At 48.5% G+C, this 17,837-nt stretch carries 15 protein-coding genes; 2 read left to right on the forward strand and 13 right to left on the reverse strand.

The features are described from left to right. Positions 1–90: 90 nt before the first annotated feature. From CF168_RS14790 to CF168_RS14840, 11 genes are all read right to left on the reverse strand, one after another. Positions 91–639, reverse strand: coding sequence for a DUF3833 domain-containing protein (locus tag CF168_RS14790; protein WP_011716267.1), 549 nt, complete (start codon positions 637–639; stop codon positions 91–93). Beyond that, a complete protein-coding gene (locus tag CF168_RS14795) occupies positions 627–1,199 on the reverse strand; it encodes a chalcone isomerase family protein (protein ID WP_011716266.1) in 573 nt (190 codons plus the stop codon). Before CF168_RS14795 ends, CF168_RS14790 begins: the two co-directional genes overlap by 13 nt. Positions 1,200–1,252: 53 nt before the next feature. Further along, positions 1,253–1,789, reverse strand: coding sequence for a DUF2878 domain-containing protein (locus tag CF168_RS14800; protein WP_240520032.1), 537 nt, complete (start codon positions 1,787–1,789; stop codon positions 1,253–1,255). Positions 1,790–1,810: 21 nt separating this feature from the next. Continuing rightward, complete coding sequence (locus tag CF168_RS14805; protein ID WP_011716264.1) at positions 1,811–3,067, reverse strand: SAM-dependent methyltransferase; 1,257 nt, start codon at positions 3,065–3,067, stop codon at positions 1,811–1,813. Between the two features lies 1 nt (position 3,068). Further along, complete coding sequence (locus CF168_RS14810) at positions 3,069–3,863, reverse strand: DUF1365 domain-containing protein (RefSeq protein ID WP_011716263.1); 795 nt, start codon at positions 3,861–3,863, stop codon at positions 3,069–3,071. After that, positions 3,860–5,110: an NAD(P)/FAD-dependent oxidoreductase gene (locus CF168_RS14815; RefSeq protein ID WP_011716262.1), complete on the reverse strand. Its 1,251-nt coding sequence runs from the start codon at positions 5,108–5,110 to the stop codon at positions 3,860–3,862. The genes CF168_RS14810 and CF168_RS14815 overlap by 4 nt, the downstream gene beginning before the upstream one ends. Then, positions 5,107–5,907, reverse strand: a complete 801-nt coding sequence (locus tag CF168_RS14820; RefSeq protein ID WP_089068212.1) for an SDR family NAD(P)-dependent oxidoreductase — start codon at positions 5,905–5,907, stop codon at positions 5,107–5,109. Before CF168_RS14820 ends, CF168_RS14815 begins: the two co-directional genes overlap by 4 nt. Next, positions 5,907–6,353, reverse strand: a complete 447-nt coding sequence (locus CF168_RS14825) for a nuclear transport factor 2 family protein (protein WP_011625607.1) — start codon at positions 6,351–6,353, stop codon at positions 5,907–5,909. The genes CF168_RS14820 and CF168_RS14825 overlap by 1 nt, the downstream gene beginning before the upstream one ends. A 45-nt stretch (positions 6,354–6,398) precedes the next feature. Then, complete coding sequence (gene phrB / locus CF168_RS14830; protein WP_011716260.1) at positions 6,399–7,880, reverse strand: deoxyribodipyrimidine photo-lyase; 1,482 nt, start codon at positions 7,878–7,880, stop codon at positions 6,399–6,401. Further along, positions 7,870–8,928 (reverse strand): MerR family transcriptional regulator, encoded by a 1,059-nt coding sequence (locus tag CF168_RS14835; protein ID WP_011716259.1) that lies wholly within the window; start codon positions 8,926–8,928, stop codon positions 7,870–7,872. Before CF168_RS14835 ends, phrB begins: the two co-directional genes overlap by 11 nt. A gap of 72 nt (positions 8,929–9,000) precedes the next feature. Further along, positions 9,001–9,954, reverse strand: a complete 954-nt coding sequence (locus tag CF168_RS14840) for a YbgA family protein (RefSeq protein ID WP_011716258.1) — start codon at positions 9,952–9,954, stop codon at positions 9,001–9,003. Between the two features lie 201 nt (positions 9,955–10,155). Here CF168_RS14840 and CF168_RS14845 point away from each other — a divergent pair, with 201 nt between their 5' ends. Next, positions 10,156–10,665, forward strand: coding sequence for a hypothetical protein (locus CF168_RS14845; protein WP_011716257.1), 510 nt, complete (start codon positions 10,156–10,158; stop codon positions 10,663–10,665). A gap of 268 nt (positions 10,666–10,933) precedes the next feature. Here the strand turns inward: CF168_RS14845 and CF168_RS14850 are convergent, their stop codons facing one another. Both CF168_RS14850 and CF168_RS14855 read right to left on the reverse strand, forming a co-directional pair. Continuing rightward, positions 10,934–12,163, reverse strand: a complete 1,230-nt coding sequence (locus CF168_RS14850; RefSeq protein ID WP_011716256.1) for a DEAD/DEAH box helicase — start codon at positions 12,161–12,163, stop codon at positions 10,934–10,936. Between the two features lie 149 nt (positions 12,164–12,312). Then, complete coding sequence (locus CF168_RS14855) at positions 12,313–14,949, reverse strand: bifunctional diguanylate cyclase/phosphodiesterase (protein ID WP_011716255.1); 2,637 nt, start codon at positions 14,947–14,949, stop codon at positions 12,313–12,315. A gap of 416 nt (positions 14,950–15,365) precedes the next feature. On the opposite strand from CF168_RS14855, the gene CF168_RS14860 reads away from it, so the two are divergent. Next, positions 15,366–17,783 carry a Lon protease family protein gene (locus CF168_RS14860; protein ID WP_089068213.1) on the forward strand — a complete coding sequence of 806 codons (2,418 nt, stop codon included), beginning with the start codon at positions 15,366–15,368 and terminating at the stop codon, positions 17,781–17,783. The last annotated feature ends 54 nt before the right edge of the window (positions 17,784–17,837 follow it).

Consider the following 17,837-nt stretch of genomic DNA (forward strand, 5'->3'; position numbering starts at 1 on the left):
ACTCATTTAAGATTGATTTATTTCACCCAGTCTAAAGCATGAAACGCTGGATTATTAGCCAAGCTATACCGTTAACTCGACAGCAAAATACTAGCGCTTTTGGATCACTAAGGTCACTTTGGCGACAGTGACGCCCCATTTAATAATATCGCTTTGGTTAATAATGGTATTGTCGTTCACTAAGTACATCCAATCATCAAAGTGTACTTGGTATTCATCACCATCGACGGGTAGTAGCATATCGTAGCGCCAACGCAGCGCACTCCCGCTCGCCTCCCCTTGCGCAGTACCGATAATATCGTCAGCCCTGCCAGTGTATTGCCCTTCCCCTTGGGATTGAATGCGCCAAATGCGAGTTTGGGTTTCGCCATCATCATAGATAAACCACTCTTTGATAATGCCTTCCGTCCCCAGCCAACTCGCCTCCATGGTGACATTAAACCGACGTATCACTTTGCCACTGAAGTTCTCAACAATGCCCGATGCCTTAAGCGGGCCATTAAAGAAGCTTTCTAACACTAAGGGGGGATTAGTGCCTCGATAGTCACTCACATCGACGCTGGAGCAGCTAGTCAAAAGACTGGCCATCAACAAGCCTAAGACAATAGGCTTACCCCAGTTAAGCTTTAGCAATCGCATGATTTTTCTCCCAATAATTGCGCCCTTAAGGTTGGCTGGCTGGTATTGGTCGATAACCAAATCGCCAGAAAAGCTTCGGCTAATTTGGGCTCTTCGATAATCCCAAGCGGCTGTCCATTGAAAAAGAACTGACTGCGCTGCGCATCGATGAGTTTGAAACTTAAATGATCGCCAGGCACAACATTAGGCCAAATTCCCTTGAGTAATTGCAGCCAATTGGCAATTTCATCCTTGGTGTAGCCTAAGTGTCGCCACTGATCCGCAGTCGCCTCTAACAGGTCATTCGCCTCAATATCACGATAATATTCAATGTCTAATAACTGCGGATAAATCCCGCTCTGGTATTTACCCGTAGTAGTCATCAGTGTGGCTTTATAGACATTAAACCAGAGCCAATCCATCTCACCTCGGCCAACCTCAACCAGCCCTGAGGTCATAGTCTTTTCGATGGCCGCTGGCGTGGCGCTATATCCTGCGACTGGCAGCATTAATCCAAACAGGGCGCCGAGATATCGCTTTTTTAACAACATCACTGACAATATGGATGAAGGATGAGACATCAGATTTCTCCAGCAAGACAAGGATTAACGACGATATAACGCGCCTAGATAGTTCATCCCATAGACCTATGGCTGCGCGAGAGTTTGATAAAAAGAGGCAATAACACAGCCCAAATAATCGCGAGAAACACCGCAGACACGCCCTCACCATAGGGAAGGCTCACGGCATGAAATGCGGCCCCAGCCAAGTAACTCAGGCTGCCGAAGATTGCCCCTAGAATGGCTTGCAATAGAATCGCAAAGGCGCGGATAAGCTTAAGGCTATGGTGCAAACTCAACGCAAAATGCAACCAGAGACACGCCAACCAAGCGGGAAAAGCGGAAAATTCAAATACACTAGCCAACGTTAGCAGGCTATCAACCGCCATACCGAGTAACCCAATCTTAAGCATTGCGCTTAAGTCCCGCGGGATAGCGACGGCAGTTTCCACTCGCGGCAGTAATATAAAATGCAGCACTAACAGAGGGATACTCAGTAACAGCGCGCGATTGCCGAACAACACGCCAGTCCACCACACACACTGAAAACTTAAGGCGTTATAGAGTATAAAACCCTGATGCTTTGAGATATTGAGTATATTTCCCGCCATCGAGGACATCTCATCACCACCTTAGTTACCGCTCACCGCATTCGGCAAACGGTAGTCTGGGCGCACCGCAACCAAATGCACAGTGCTCGTGGTGCGCTCTAAAAAGCCTCCTTCGCAATAACTTAAGTAAAACTTCCACATGCGGATAAAATCGTCACCATAGCCAAGGGCTTGCACTTGCTCAATGGCGCGGTCGAAATTGTTATGCCAGTCCCTCAGTGTCTTGGCATAATCGAGGCCCATATCATCAATCGACCACACCTGCATATCGGTGCGCTTGGCCAAGTGTCCAACCATTTGGTGCACAGAAGGTAAGCAACCGCCAGGGAAAATATATCGCTGAATAAAATCAACACCCTTGCGATAACTGTCGTAACGTTGGTCGGCGATGGTGATAGCCTGCAATAACATGCGGCCATGGGGTTTGAGTAAGGATTCGAGCTTTTTAAAGAACCCCGGCAGGTACTCATGGCCAACGGCTTCAATCATCTCGATAGACACTAGTCTGTCGTAGGTGCCACCGAGATTACGGTAATCCTCAGTCAATAAGGTGATGCTATCGCTTAAGCCTTCCCGTTCGACTCGCGCTTTCGCGTAAGCATATTGCGCATCCGAAATCGTTGTGGTCGTCACGTGCACGCCATAATGTTTAGCTGCGTAAATGGCTAAGGCGCCCCACCCCGTACCGATTTCGAGTAAGGTCTGCCCAGGTTGTAGGTCGAGCCGCTCACAAATGGTTTTTAATTTATGTAGCTGCGCCTGTTCCAGACTCGCTTCGCTATCGGGATAAAGAGCGCTGGAGTACAACATTTCGCGATCTAAAAACTGCTCATACAAGGCATTACCTAAGTCGTAATGGGCCAAGATATTACGTTTAGAACCCTGCTGTGAGTTGCGATTCAGCAAATGTTTCATACGGTTAACCGATCCAGTCAGCCAACCGAATTTCGCTTCAATCTTATCGAGCAAGGGGAGATTGCGGGCAAACAGCTGCACCACCTTAGTGAGATCCGGGCTAGTCCAGTGACCTTGGATATAGCTTTCACCGGCGCCAATGGAGCCCGAAAACATCGCTTGGCGATAGAAGCTCGGATGCTTCACCACCAGGGTGGCATGCAAATCACTGTGATGCTCACCAAAGCGATAGCTCTTGTCGCCCTCCACTAAGGTTAAACAGCCGTGGGGGAGATTTTCTAATGCTTTAAGCAGTAGCTTACGGGCCAGACTGTCAGGCAATTTTGCCGTAATAACAGAAGATTGCGATGCAGTGTTTTCCATTTTATTTCTCCACTTGGGCTGGATGTGGCACAAAAGGTACGCGCTTAAAGAACAGCTTTAACGCCTGCCAATAAATCCCGCCGAAAATTTTCAGCGTCATAAATGGAAAGCGAAACAACAAGGCGCGAAGGGATTGAGCATTGATAGCTTGGCGAGTCATCGACAGGCTGGCATTGAACAAACGCTTACCCGACTGGTTCGGTAGATTCTCGATGCCAATGTTTAAACGTTCAGCGGGCGGTTCAACATGCCATTGGTAGCGCATATCGAGGTTCATAAAAGGCGAAACGTGAAACACTTTATCCGTAGTTTTAGGGACGGATAAATCCACTAAATAACAGTGACGTTGGTCCCACGGGGTGTTACTCACTTCGGCAAGCATATATAGAGGCTGTTGTGCTTGATAACAAAAGTAAAAATTCACAGGGCTGAAATACACGCCAAAGTGGCGAATCTGCCCAACAAACAACACTCTGTCGCATGGTTGGTGACCGCCTAACTCAGCAACTTGCTCAAGCACCCGCTGCTTAAGGGCATAGCTGCTTGGCTCGTTTATCTCAAGCTGTCGGCTCTGGTTATCCCTTGTCGTAAAAGTGCAAAGGTAATCCTTGGGATTAAATCTGAGCAGAGCGCGCCGCTGACTGGCGAAACTGCGCCCCATGGCACTGATGCTATCGACCTCGTCTAAATCAATCGCCAGCAACGCCATTTGGTAGCTAAAGTGATGTTTTACTGGCGTATAGCGACTATGGGTCACGCTGCCGTAGTAAATCCCGCTATTGAGCTCACTACTCATAGCGTAACCCCAAAGTGAACGCACACATCTAAGGCGCTGCGGACACCGTCTTCATGGAAACCATTGTGCCAATAGGCACCCGCAAAATGGGTATGGTTTTGTCCCGAGATTTCTTCCCGGCGCGCCTGCGCCTGCAAACTCTGCTCATTAAACACAGGGTGCGCATAGTTAAAACGGCGCAGAATTTTGGCTTCGTCAATCAGCTCAGTCTGGTTAAGCGTTACGCAAAAGGTTGGCGCATCGCTTGGTAGGCGCTGCAGAATATTCATATTGTAAGTCACAGAGGCGGGGCGATTTTGATTGCCATCCAAACGATAATTCCAGCTGGCCCACGCCGCCTTACGCTTAGGTAAAAGGTTGGTATCTGTATGTAAAACCACCTCATTATTTTGATACTGCAAGTCACCCAGAATCGCTTTTTCAGCCGAGCTGGCATCGGTTAACATCTTAAGCGCTTGGTCGCTATGACAAGCGAGGATCACCTCATCGAATTCCTGCCACTCACCATTCACATAGAGTTTAACGCCGTCAGCATGGCGTTCGATGGCACTCACTGGGCTGTTTAAATGCAGATTGTCTTTAAAAGGGGCAATTAAATCCGGAATATAACTGCGTGAGCCGCCCTTGAGCACATACCATTGCGGTCTGTTACTGACGTTTAATAAGCCATGGTGCTCAAAGAAACGGATAAAGAAGCGCAGCGAAAAGGCGCGCATATCCTCGATGCTTGATGACCAAATTGCCGCGCCCATCGGCAAAATATAATGTTCGGCAAAAAAAGGAGAAAACTGCTCGCGGTCGAGAAACTCACCCAAGTTGCCAGCGGGGTAATTATCCTGCTGATAAATCGCCTTGCAGCTTTTATTAAACCGCACAATTTCATTTAAAAAGGCCCAAAAGCGCGGATTCAGGAGGTTACGCTTTTGGGCAAACAAACTGGCAACGTTATGGCCATTGTACTCAAGCCCCGTCAGGGCGTTGTGCACACTAAAACTCATTTCGGTCGGTAAAATACTGACATTTAAACGGGCTAACAGCCGCTCAAAACGGGGATAGGTTCGGTCGTTAAACACGATAAAACCAGTGTCTATCGCATAGTGTTTACCAAGATGCTCCACATCCACGGTCGCGGTATGGCCGCCTATATAGTCATTGGCCTCAAACACAGTAACCTTGTGGGATTGGCTGAGTAGATAGCCACAGGTCAGCCCTGAAATTCCCGTCCCTACAATGGCAATATTTTTCATCGTCCTGCATCCTTAAGTGCCTTCGGCTGGTTATCCCGTTGGATCATTTTTTGCCAAACCAAGGCTGGTAGAAATGACATCAATTTCAATAAATAAGTAAATCGTTTAGGGAAATAGATCTCGGTTACGCCGCGCGAGAGCCCACGGCGAATTGCCGTTGACGCCGCCTTTACATCAACTTGCATCGGCATGGCAAAATCATTCTTGGCCGTTAGAGGCGTTGCCACAAATCCTGGACAAATCACACTCACAGATATCCCGTGTTGAGCAAGGTCAAGCCTTAGGCTAGCGGCCAAGTACTGCACGCCCGCCTTAGAAGCGCCATAGGCCTCCGCGCGGGGAAAGGCTAAATACGTCGCGCTCGAACTCATCAGTGCCAAGCGCGCGCCTCTTGGCATTAAGGGTAAAAACGCACCGAGGCAGAAGCCCATGGCTATCAGATTGGTGTGCACGACACGCTCAAACAATCTGTCGTCGAAGTGTTTAGCGTCATCGATATACTCGCAGCCACCCGCATTGAGGATTACTAAATCCAGCTGACAGGCGCACTGAGTCAGTAAATCTTTGATACGGAGAGCATTCTCTTGGACTTGGCTGCGCTCATTAATATCAAAGCTGATACAAGTCGCCCCAATCAGCACGGTTTCGGCAAGGGCATCGAGTTTGGCTTTGTCTCGCCCGCAGGCAATCACATGCCAGCCTGCGGCGAGATAATCCTTGGCTAATTGCAGCCCAATTCCCGAGCTTGCCCCTGTGATCAGCACAGTGTTGATTTTGTGGATCTGCACAGAGGTCATCACTTTGCCGCCCTGTCTTTAAGCAGGCGAATCAGACCGCCCATGCAGGGCAAATGCTCATACAACATTTGCCCTAAGTCGAAATAATCCCGATGAAAGTAAATCCGCTGATGAAACTTAAGCTGACTCATACCATCGACCCGGATGAGTTCGCCCTTGTTTAACTTAGGATGGCGATATTGCATCTGCCAGAATAGCGAAGCTTGGGAGTCATCTTGCAATACTTCTTTGATTTCAAAGTGAATATAGCCAACGTTTTTGTAGAGTTTGGCAAAATACTCAGTCAAAGCAGTTAAACCATTCACTTGATGCATAGGATCGATAAAACAAATATTGTCATCATAGACCTGAGCCAACAGATGCAGATTGTCCTTGTTTAATGCTTGATAGAGCGCGATAAACTCATCAACCACACCGCTCTGTTCAATCTTCGCTTGGTTTATCATCCAGATAACTCCCTAAGGGATAAGTTGTAAGGTTGAGCCTATGGCCTAGGCCTTTTTCAGCACCCCAAGTACCGCCAGCGCCCTCGCCCTTGCCGCATTGTGCTCCACAATCGCACAGGGATAAGCTGAGTCAGACTCCAGCATTGGCGCCTCAAATAACGAAGGCGTTTTTTGCATATTGGGTTGGTGCAAACGCTTGATTCCCCAAGATGCCAGCTCTGGTAAGTACTTACGGATAAAGCTGCCATCTGGATCAAACTTTTCGCTCTGGCTGATGGGATTAAAAATGCGGAAATAAGGCTGAGCATCACAGCCACAGCCCGCCGACCATTGCCAGCCACCGTTATTGGCCGCCAGATCGCCGTCGATAAGGTGCTGGCGGAAATAGCGTTCACCCCAGCGCCAATCGATAAGCAAGTGTTTGGTTAAAAAGCTCGCCACCACCATGCGCAGCCGATTGTGCATCCAGCCGGTTTGATTGAGCTGGCGCATCGCCGCATCCACAATCGGATAACCGGTTTTGCCCTCGCACCACGCTAAAAACTCAGCTTGGTTGTTACGCCACTGCACATGATCGGCCTGACGATTAAAGTTGTGCCCCTTGGATAAATCAGGAAAAGCCACCAACAAATGACGATAAAACTCCCGCCAGATAAGCTCATTCAACCAGGTTCGCCCAGGGCTAGTATCATCGACAATCACATCGGGAAAACGCCCAAGCAGCGCCGCAATACATTGCCTTGGGCTGAGCACGCCTAGCGCCAAATAAGGGGAGATAACACTGGTGCCATCGAGAGCAGGAAAGTCCCTATCCTGCTTATAGTCTTGGACTTTCTGCTTAATAAATGCGGTAAGAATACGTTTTGCCTGCCCCTCTCCCGCCGCCCATTGCTCGCTCGAGGTTAGCTTGCTTGTCGATTGAAAACGCTCTTTAAAACTGATTGGCTTTGGTTCAGGTAACATAGGGCCAAGCGGCGCGGGCACAGCAAGCGGAAAAATGGCGCGTTTGGCGGCAATTTCTCGCCACTTGCGGCTAAAGGGCGTAAACACCTTATACATATCACCGCTTAAGTTAAGCACAGTACCTGGCGGCAATAGGCAATGCTCGTCGCTGAGCACTAAGGGGATACCCGTATCGAGACAGGCTTGGTCGCGCTTTTGCTCGTTGATTTCGGGTTCTCGCCCCGCAAATACCCGCTCAACCCCAAGTTTTTCGCAGTAACTTGCTAAAAAAGCGGGCACCTCTTTAAAGCTATCGAGCTGAATAAGCTCAAATTCAATCCCTAGGCTTGCCAGTCCTTGGGCAAGTAAATTCACATGCCGCTGGATAAAATCAATCTGGATCGGCGCCATATCGTGGCTGAGCCACTGGTTCGGAGTCGCAATATAAATCGCCCTGAGTTTTGCGCCAGGCGCTTGCCGCACCCAATCACAGGCGGCCGTCAGCGCTTGGTTATCCGTTAGACGCAGATCCTGACGAAACCACATCAACGCGTGCTTTGCCGCTGGGGTTTGATTATCGCTCATCGGCTTGCTCTCCTTGCTGCGCTTCAGCCGCGTTTTTCTGCTTGCGCAGCTGTTTCTTATGTTGCTCTTTTGCCGCCGAAACTTGGCTAACCCATTCAGCCAAGTCTGGCGCCATAAACGCCGATAAGGCCGTTAGGGTCGGTGCAAAGGGTCCGATGAGATAACTGGGCTGAGCCATTTGTTCGAGCAAGCTTTGCAGCTCAAAGATTTTCGATGGCGGATGATTCGCCTCAGGCAGTAGCAAGACAGCATCTACCTTGAGCCGATTGTTGATAAGCCCAAGGCTTGTGGTGTCGAGCACGCCAAGGTTAATGACTGACACTCTTAACTCGGCAAGTTCTAAGCGTAAAACCAGGCAATACAAGCGATTAGTGATACTCGAATTCATTATATTAGAATGAGTCATGTTCGACTGACCGCTAAGCTGCTCGGCCGTTTTTTGCCCTTGGACAGATGGCAAACACACTAGACCGATTTGCGCCAAACTGGCCTGCCCGGCAAAACTGGCGCGCCCTCCAATGCGGCTGGCTAACTCGCTCTCTAACCATGTAAGCAACAGCTCGGCATCTAAACGAGGCTCAAGCAACGCAGGTAACTGTGCCATCCAAGCCTGCAGCAATTTTTGCTTAACCAATTGAAAGGGATATAAACCTAGGGCTTCATCAAGGATTTGGTGCAGCTTTTGTTGATCCAGTTCAAACAGCGCACTATTTAAAGCTGTGATCTGCTCCTGCCACAAATCCCCTTCTTGCAGTGCAGTGCTGTCGGCATTGGTCGCAAGTGCCGAACTCATCAATAAAGGTTTGACCTTACTGATGGCGACCCCCTTGGCTAACCAGGCATTGATCTCATGGATTTGTTGAATATTTTCAGGTGTGTATAACCTATGGCCCTTAGGCGTGCGCGCAGGAATGACCAGCCCAAAGCGGCGCTGCCATGCTCTTAGCGTTACCGCATTTACCCCTGTGAGTAGCGACACTTCGCCGATTGGAAGTAGCTCGCGACTCTCGAGGTTTTCGGCCTCAACCTTTGAATCATCTCGTTTCATATCATCACTTAACTTGTTAATTTTGATGCATTATCTAATCGCTCAAGCGCAGGTCTAGGCTAGTACCTGTGATTAATAGGCATAGCGCAGCTTTAATTCCTCAGGGTGAGGATTTAAGTACACTTGATCCTCAATATAGGGGGTAGGAAATTGACGCAAATAGTGGTTAATCAAGGTGATTGGCACCAGCAAAGGGAGAAGCCCTTGGCGATATTTCATTATCATTTCAGACAGTTCCAACTTCTGTTCCTTATTCAAATGCTTTTTAAAATAGCCCTGAATATGCTGTAAGGTGCTGGTATGGTTTCGACGGGTGGCATTGATTTTTAAGGCGGTCATAAAGCCCGCAAAATAGCGCTCAGCGGTTTGAGCTAAGTCTTCAATATTGGCCACTATCGGCCCAAGCTCGCGGTACCATTTGGGGCTATGGGCCATCAACAGATACTTATAGCGGGAGTGAAACTTGACTAGCTTGTGCTTAGTTAAGCCTTCATGACACATTCTGTGCCAGTCATGATAGGCATAGACTCGGGTAAAAAAGTTCTCCCGCAGCACCATATCGTGCAGACGACCTTCTTCTTCAACCGGTAGATAGGGGTAACGCTCCATCAACTTACGGGCAAACACTCCAATCCCTGATTTAGTGCCATTATTGGTGCCAATTTTGTACTCGGTCACCCGCTCCATACCGCAGGTCGGCGATTTAGCGCAGAGTAAGTAACCGCCTAAAAAGCCTAATTCCTCAACCTTTTGCTCGCTAAAGCGATTGAGTTTGTCGGTGACATCTAAGCTGCCATCACCACTCTGCACGCGGATCAGCTCACCATCGCGCACTAATCGAATGCTTTTTCGCGGTGCACCTAGGCCAATCGCCATTTCTGGACACAAGGGAACATAATTAAAAAATGGGGCAATCTCTTGATTACAATAGGAAGAATTTTTATGCCCACCGTCAAAGCGCACCTTCTCCCCTAATAAGCAGGCACTGATCCCGATTTGAATTCGCTGCGGATTAAACTTGTACATAATGCTATTCCTTGTATCACTTTGAATAATATTACGGACCATTCTTGTACAAGGATCAAGTTTTTGTACAAATTTTTATAAAAATTTCCTGACGCTAAAAATCCAACGAAAGTCGCTAGGGCTTGGCCCTGATATTGCTTAGTTTATTCGCCCGATTGGCGCGGCATCAGGAAGTAAACATCGACGAGGGAGAATAGGGAAATGACGGCCATCAATCCCAATAGCTATGCAGCCATTGCACTAAGCCAGCTAAAATCGGCTCAGACTCAACAAACGCAGGGCGTACCAAGCACTTCGGAAAGTTCGAGACCTCAAATGACAGCTCCGCAAGATACTGTCACCCTATCGGGCGGCGTGACTCGAAGCTCTGAAACCAGTGATACCTATAGCCAGCTTGCGCCCAATGCCAAACAACATTACACCAGCAATGTGCAAAATATTGCCGATACAGAAGAGAGCGCAAAACCCGAAGACAGATTAGCGGAGGCCATGCAGGCAATCCTCGATAAACGCACCGGAGTCGACAGGGAAAAACTGAAGCAACTAGAAGAAGAAATGGCGAAAATTGCCGCCAATGACAGCTTATCCGAGGAAGAAAAGGCCAAGCAGATAGCGCTACTCGAAGCCCAAAAAACTGAGCTAATTAAAGAAGCGACTGAAAAAAATGAAGAGCGGCAACGTAATAACCAAGCTGAAGTCTATTTTAGTTAATGCTTAACATTTTTCGCTAAGAACCTGAAAAATAAGACCTTTACAAGCAAGTTACTAGACACACAATGAGCGAGATGCGACCCCAAATGCCATCGGCAGCGTGAGAGCCGTGAAAGATTAGTAAACTGCCACGCAAGAGAACCGCAGAATCGTCAACGGTTGAAAAACAAAAATCCGCCCCATCTCTGGGGCGGATAAGTATCTAAATCAGGACTTTTGATAACGCTTTAAACCCACAAGCTTAGCCATACGCGATAGCAAACTAGCGTTACCGTTTCTTGCCGCCTAGGGCGCGCTTCTTAGCTCGCTGTTTTTGAGCCGCTTTACTATTGCGTCTTGGCTCGGGCTCCATTTTATTAAAATCAGGTTCAAAGCCGGGATACCATTGCTGCGGCAGGCGTTTATCGAGCAATGCTTCTACCTCTTCAAGCAGCAGTGCATCCTCTTGGCTAAAGAGCGTAATCGCTAAACCAGCGCTACCCGCACGCCCAGTGCGACCGATACGGTGGATATAATCTTCGGCAATAAAGGGCAGTTCGAAATTAATTACATACTGCAAGTCAGCAATATCGAGGCCACGAGCGGCGACATCGGTCGCGACTAAAACCTGCACTAGTCCTTGTTTAAAATCCTTTAAAACCTTCTCCCTTGCGCCTTGGGATAAGTCACCGTGAAATGCCTGCGTTGCCACCCCGAGTTGATTGAGCTGAGTGGTCAGCTTATCGACACCCTGCTTAGTGCGGCTAAAGATCAGCACTTGCTGCCAATTTTTACTGCGCACTAAATGGCTGACAAACTCGGTTTTACGGTCACTGTCGATGGCATAGACCCGCTGCTCCACCTGTGCGGCCGTGGTATTGCGTTTCGCGACTTCGATAAGCTTAGGATCACGGAGCAGATTTTTACTAAAACCGAAAATCGAATCGTCTAAGGTGGCCGAGAACAGCAGTGTCTGTCGCTGCGCGGGCACTTGCTTGAGCACCGCTTTGATTTCATCCATAAATCCCATATCGAGCATACGGTCGGCTTCATCAAATACCAGCACACTCAAACGCTTAAGGTTAAGTGCACCTTGACGCAGGTGATCGAGCAGGCGCCCAGGCGTCGCGATAAGCACATCGATGCCAGCCTTAAATTCGGCTTGCTGAGCCTCGATACTCACGCCGCCGTAGGCAATCCCAACACGAATATCCGTGCCTTTGGCATATTTCACAAAACTCTGCTGCACTTGCACCGCCAACTCACGAGTCGGCACTAGCACTAGGGCTCGAACATCTTTAGGGGCATCTTGGCTTTCGTTATCGATGAGTAATTGTTGCAAAATTGGGAGAGCAAAGGCTGCGGTTTTTCCCGTTCCCGTTTGTGCGCCCGCCATCACATCCTGTTTTGCCAAAATAGCGGGAATGGCTTCAATTTGGATGGGCGTGGGCTGCTGATAGCCAAGTTCGGCTAAGGTATTCACTAACTGAGAATGTAAGGAAAGCGCGCTAAAAGACATGGAAGATCACCAAAAACAATAATGGCGCCATGTTAACAGACAGCCGCTAGAGCGACCAGTTGCATTGCATCTGTCAGTTGCTCACGGCGTTAATCGTGCCTAATCAGCCTTATGGTCGATAGGCACGCTTAGGCTTTCACTAGACGCGCTTAAGCTTTCGCTAAAAACGCCTCAACATCCGCGGGTAATAGCGGACGGCTGAAGAGATACCCCTGCGCCTGATCGCACAGGTTTTGGGTTAAAAACTCAGCCTGTGCTTGAGTCTCAACCCCTTCTGCCACTATCTCTAACTTGAGCGCATGCCCTAGGGCAATTACGGCTTTAGCGATAGCGGTATTGTTGGTGTCGAAGGGGATATCCCGCACAAAGGATTGGTCAATTTTAAGCTTATGAATCGGCAGTTTTTTCAGATAGTTAAGAGAGGAATAACCGGTTCCAAAATCGTCGACCGAAAGCTCAATGCCAAGATCCCCTAGCAGCTTTAAGTCGCGAATCGCCACATCGGGATTGTGCATCATCACGCTTTCAGTCACTTCAAGCTCAAGGCAAGTGGCGGGCAATCCTGTTTGCGTCAGGATGCGTTTCACATCCTCGACAAAGGAGCTACGTTGTAGCTGTTGTCCGGCAACGTTAACGGCAATTCGGCCAAAAGGTTTCCCCTCGGTAAGCCAACGCACGCCTTGAAGGCAAGCGGTTTCGAGCACCCACAAACCAATATCGTAAATCAGCCCGATTTTCTCGGCGACGGGAATAAACACCCCAGGGGAAATTTGCCCTAATATGGGGTCATTCCAACGCAGTAACGCCTCAACCCCTATGGTTTTACGACTGACTAAATCCAATTTAGGCTGATACATCAAATACAAAGCGTTCTGCTCAAGGGCGCCATAAAGCGCACTCTGCAGTTTTAGATGCTCAAATGATTGCTTAGTGAGCGACTCAGTGTAAAAGGCAAAGTTATTGCGGCCCTCACTCTTAGCGCGGTACATGGCGGCATCGGCGTTACGCAGTAAGGTATCGGCATTACTGCCATCATCGGGATAGATGGACACTCCCATACTGGCTGTCAGACGCAGATGATCCCCAGTGCTCACCACAAAGGGCTGTTCAAAAACTTGGCGTAATTGGTTAATGGCCGCGGCGGCATCCTCATGGCTTTGAATTCCCGAGATCAGTGCTACAAACTCATCGCCGCCAATTCGCGACAACACATCTTGCTCTTGCAGCTGACTGCGTAACCGCTTAGCCAGCTCCACCAGCATTTCGTCACCAATACTGTGGCCGAAACTGTCGTTAATGTGTTTAAACAAATCCACATCAATAAACACTGTGGCTAGTTGGGCATTGAGCCTTTTTGCATGTCTGAGTTCCTGTTTGAGCTGCATCATCAGCTTCATGCGGTTTGGCAGATGGGTCAAAGGATCGAAATAAGCTAAATGGGCTAGCTGGGCCTCGCTCTGCTTTTGAGCGGAAATATCGGAAAATACCGCCACAAAATAGCGCACATCACCTAACTCATCATAAATGGTGCTGATGGTGATATTTTGCGGGAAGATAGTGCCATCCTTGCGGCGATTCCAAATTTCGCCATTCCACTTACCCGTCTCGAGTAAGTGATTCCACATGGCATCGAAAAAGGCTTTCTCGTGGCGACCCGAGTTAAATAATCGTGGATTTTGACCGAGCAACTCTTCCCGAGAGTAGCCAGTGATTTCATAGAAGGCACCATTCACATCGGTGATATTGCCATGCCTGTCGGTGATCACCACACCTTCGAGGGTATGTTTAAACACATTGGTCGCCAGCGTGAGCTGCTCTTCAACCTCTTTATGCTTGGAGATATTGCGGGTCATGCCTATGACACCGGCAAGTGCGCCCTCAGAGGTCATTGCTGGAATTTTAAGGGTTTCTAACCATAAGTGTTTATTCTGTTTTTCACCGTCTAAACACTCGGCGACGATAATCGGTGTCCCCGCTTCAATGGCAAGCCTATCACCATTGAGAAAAATCTCGGCGATTTCTTTACCAAAAAGGTCTTCATCCGTCTTGCCAACAATTTCACTGCGGGGCAACTCCCAGGCTTTCTCCACACTGTGGTTGCAGATGGTGTAAACACCTTGGGAATTTTTGACCCAAATATGCTCTTCAAAACTATCGATAAAGGTTTGTAAGTCAATCACATCGGGCGCATAAACTTGCCCACGCTGCATATCCAACGCCTGTTTTTGCTGCTTTAACCACTCGCTCAAATTAAGTTGCAGGCTATTGACCGTTAGAGACGCAAGTTGCAACGCCCTATCCCCTAAATGTAGAGGATCGCTGTGATATACACATAAGACGCCAAAATGTGCCCCCGAGGTCCAGAGGATCGGCAGGTAAATTAAGCTCCCGAGCCCAGTGTCGCACCATTGCTGATTCGCGCTGATATCTTGGATAAGGGCGTGCTGATAGGCACTGCCGCTGCGGATATCCTCAGGCAGATTTACCTGATGGTGGCTAAAAGTACGTGATTCATTAAAGGGGTTATCAGCAGCGTCTACAGAGGAAGCGACTTTGACCTTAGGGGTGGCATTTTGATGTAAGGTTAAATGCGCTTGGAGATTAAAATGCCTAATAAGGGCTTCAATATCAGCCAATTTGCATTGTGCTGACTGTACAAGTACGCGATAGTCACCCGCCGCGCTGGCTTGTAAAATCACCGCATGCGACTGCGTTATATCGGCAATCAACTGCAAGTCGTTTGCCCAATCCGTCAACTGTTTTTGTGAAATTGCAACATCAATCATAAGCTTGCTTACTGTAGCCTCTACAATTCCATTTTATTGAGGACATCACTCGCCCTCACCTTCACACGCCGCAATCCAGCCTTGATAGCCACCAGCTTAGATTCATCGCTTTAAGCGTTTCTACGCGCTAACCCGCACAGCATCTGGGTAGATATTACCGCAGACACTCAATCATCGTCATTCACTAATACATAAATATTTGACTCAATCGCCGATTACTTTGTTTCAAATAACGCTCCGAGGAAACCAGCAAATCTAACACAATGAAAAGCAATGCTTTTTCATCTTGTCGTTCTGCAAAAAACCATGTATCAGCCACAACACTGATTTAAAGACAAATTACCGCCTTTTGATTGACAACAACATTATCCTATTGTCTACAATGGAAATAATCAGGATGAAAAACAAGGATCTCTATGCCTACCGTGCCCACAGCAACACCCGCCATCCCGTTAACGAGTCAACAGCTTTATCGTAAATCCGAACTTAAACAGCTTAACCCTGAGTGTCAGTCTACCGCTCAGCTCACGCCACTCGATGATATTGTCGGTCAAGAACGTGCCCAACAGGCGGTGGAATTCGCCATGGGGATCAAGGAAAAGGGCTATAACATTTATGCGATTGGCCAAAACGGCTTAGGTAAACGTACTATGATGCTGCGTTACCTAAATCGCCATGATCCCATTGAACCGTCACTGTTTGACTGGTGCTATGTGGTTAACTTTGACGATACCCGCAGTCCTAAAGTGCTCAAGCTGACCGCAGGAACGGGGCAAGAGTTTAAAAAGTCCATCGAAAAACTCATGCTAAAACTGGTCAAAGCGCTGCCCTTAGCCTTCGATAACGAAATGTATTATGCCCGAGCTGAAAAGCTCAAAAGCCAACTAGCACAAAAACAAGAAGCCGCGCTGACAGAGCTGAGTGAAGAAGCCAAACAGAAAAACATTAGCCTCAGTTTAACCCTGCAGGGCGATTATCAAATGGTTGCCCTCAATGGCGAAGAGCCCCATGACGAGGTCTCCTTTGGCGCCTTAACCGAAGCCGAGCGCGCCCAGTTTGAAAGCAATATCAATGGGCTCGAAGTTAAACTTCGCGGCATCATTCGACAAAATACCGAATGGGAAGAAGAGTTTAGCGATACCCAACAGGAACACGACGAACAAGTCGCTAAAGATGTGCTGGTGCACTTTTTCAAACCCTTGAAAGACAAATACAAACATCAGCCCGAAGTCAGAGCCTTCTTAACGGGGATGCAGTCGGATATCTTAAGTAATTTAGATATTTTCCTTGAGGAGAGTGAAGAGCAACTCGCCCTCGCCTACGCCTCCCTTGAAAAGAAAATGCCACGCCGCTATCAGGTCAACGTCATCGTATGCCAAGGGGAGCAAAAATTCCCGATTGTGGTCGAAGAAAGCCCAAGCTACCACAGCCTGTTTGGCTATGTTGAGAACGCTACCTTTAGGGGCACAGTGTTTACCGACTTCTCACTCATCCGCCCAGGAAGCTTACACAAGGCCAACGGTGGCGTGCTGTTGATGGATGCCATCAAAGTGCTGGAGCGCCCCTATGTGTGGGACGGCTTGAAACGCGCACTGCGCTCACGCAAGTTAGATTTAAGTTCCTTAGAGCGGGAAGTCTCACTGTCGGGCACTATCTCATTGGCGCCGGAACCTATTCCCTTAGATGTGAAGATCATTCTGTTTGGGGATCACGAAACCTATCAGCTTTTACAGCATTATGATCCTGATTTTAGTGAGTTATTTAGGAGCACGGCCGATTTTGAAGATGTGATGGACAGAACCGATATCTCAGAGGCGCAATATGCACGATTTATTTCCAGCATAGTCCACGATAACAATATGTTGCACTGTGACCGCAGTGCCATCGCACGCATCATCGAATACAGTTCCCGTGAGGCGCAGGACCAACAAAAGCTGTCGCTGCATTCGGCAAACATCGCCAATCTGCTGAGGGAATCAAACTTCTGCGCTAAGGCCGCCGCAAGTCAATGTATTGAAAAACAGCACGTTGAGCAGGCACTGAAAAACCAAGAGCAACGGGTCTCACGCCTGCACGACAATATTATGGAGAGCTTTATCAACGGCACGACATTAATCAATACCCACGATAAAGTTGTCGGCCAAATCAATGCGTTATCAGTGATATCAACCTCAGATCATCAATTTGGTCTCCCGAATCGTATTACCGCAACCACCGCCTTCGGTAAGGGTGAAGTGCTGGATATTGAGCATAGGGTTAAGCTCGGTGGGCGCATTCACTCTAAAGGAGTGTTAATCCTGACGGCTTATTTGGCTTCGGTCCTTGGTAAAACCGCGCAAATCCCCCTCACCACCTATCTCACCTTCGAGCAATCCTACAGCGGTGTCGATGGTGATAGCGCCTCGATGGCCGAATGCTGCGCCATCATCTCCGCCATCAGTGAGTTGCCCTTAAGGCAGGATATTGCCATTACCGGATCGATGAATCAGTTTGGTGAGGCGCAACCCATCGGCGGCGTAAATGAAAAAATCGAAGGCTTTTTCGATGTGTGTAAGATTAAGGGCCGCTCATCGAGCCAAGGGGTAATTATTCCCGAGTCGAATATCGCCAACCTCATGTTACGCCAAGACATTGTGGAAGCGGTTGAGCGTGGAGAATTCCATATTTGGGCGATTAGCCATGTTACCCAAGCGATGGCACTACTCCTAGGTAAAACGGCGGCGACCTTAGGAGGCGATGATGGGAAACACGCAGGCCATTATGCCCCAGAGTGCGTATTTGGGATTGCCCAGCAGAAACTCAATGCCCTGAGGGCGCTCCCTAAAGCCAATTGATCGTTGAACCAAAAGCAAAAGGGTTAGCTAAGCTAACCCTTTCTTATCGGTAAT

Origin of the sequence: Shewanella bicestrii (assembly GCF_002216875.1) — a bacterium.
Taxonomy (GTDB): Bacteria; Pseudomonadota; Gammaproteobacteria; order Enterobacterales; family Shewanellaceae; genus Shewanella; species Shewanella seohaensis.

What these genes read in the sequence shown, in the direction of transcription:
- CF168_RS14790 (WP_011716267.1), bottom strand. Translation starts at nt 639, where the DNA reads ATGCGATTGCTAAAGCTTAACTGGGGTAAGCCTATTGTCTTAGGCTTG.
- CF168_RS14795 (WP_011716266.1), bottom strand. Translation starts at nt 1,199, where the DNA reads ATGTCTCATCCTTCATCCATATTGTCAGTGATGTTGTTAAAAAAGCGA.
- CF168_RS14800 (WP_240520032.1), bottom strand. Translation starts at nt 1,789, where the DNA reads ATGGCGGGAAATATACTCAATATCTCAAAGCATCAGGGTTTTATACTC.
- CF168_RS14805 (WP_011716264.1), bottom strand. Translation starts at nt 3,067, where the DNA reads ATGGAAAACACTGCATCGCAATCTTCTGTTATTACGGCAAAATTGCCT.
- CF168_RS14810 (WP_011716263.1), bottom strand. Translation starts at nt 3,863, where the DNA reads ATGAGTAGTGAGCTCAATAGCGGGATTTACTACGGCAGCGTGACCCAT.
- CF168_RS14815 (WP_011716262.1), bottom strand. Translation starts at nt 5,110, where the DNA reads ATGAAAAATATTGCCATTGTAGGGACGGGAATTTCAGGGCTGACCTGT.
- CF168_RS14820 (WP_089068212.1), bottom strand. Translation starts at nt 5,907, where the DNA reads ATGACCTCTGTGCAGATCCACAAAATCAACACTGTGCTGATCACAGGG.
- CF168_RS14825 (WP_011625607.1), bottom strand. Translation starts at nt 6,353, where the DNA reads ATGATAAACCAAGCGAAGATTGAACAGAGCGGTGTGGTTGATGAGTTT.
- phrB (WP_011716260.1), bottom strand. Translation starts at nt 7,880, where the DNA reads ATGAGCGATAATCAAACCCCAGCGGCAAAGCACGCGTTGATGTGGTTT.
- CF168_RS14835 (WP_011716259.1), bottom strand. Translation starts at nt 8,928, where the DNA reads ATGAAACGAGATGATTCAAAGGTTGAGGCCGAAAACCTCGAGAGTCGC.
- CF168_RS14840 (WP_011716258.1), bottom strand. Translation starts at nt 9,954, where the DNA reads ATGTACAAGTTTAATCCGCAGCGAATTCAAATCGGGATCAGTGCCTGC.
- CF168_RS14845 (WP_011716257.1), top strand. Translation starts at nt 10,156, where the DNA reads ATGACGGCCATCAATCCCAATAGCTATGCAGCCATTGCACTAAGCCAG.
- CF168_RS14850 (WP_011716256.1), bottom strand. Translation starts at nt 12,163, where the DNA reads ATGTCTTTTAGCGCGCTTTCCTTACATTCTCAGTTAGTGAATACCTTA.
- CF168_RS14855 (WP_011716255.1), bottom strand. Translation starts at nt 14,949, where the DNA reads ATGATTGATGTTGCAATTTCACAAAAACAGTTGACGGATTGGGCAAAC.
- CF168_RS14860 (WP_089068213.1), top strand. Translation starts at nt 15,366, where the DNA reads ATGCCTACCGTGCCCACAGCAACACCCGCCATCCCGTTAACGAGTCAA.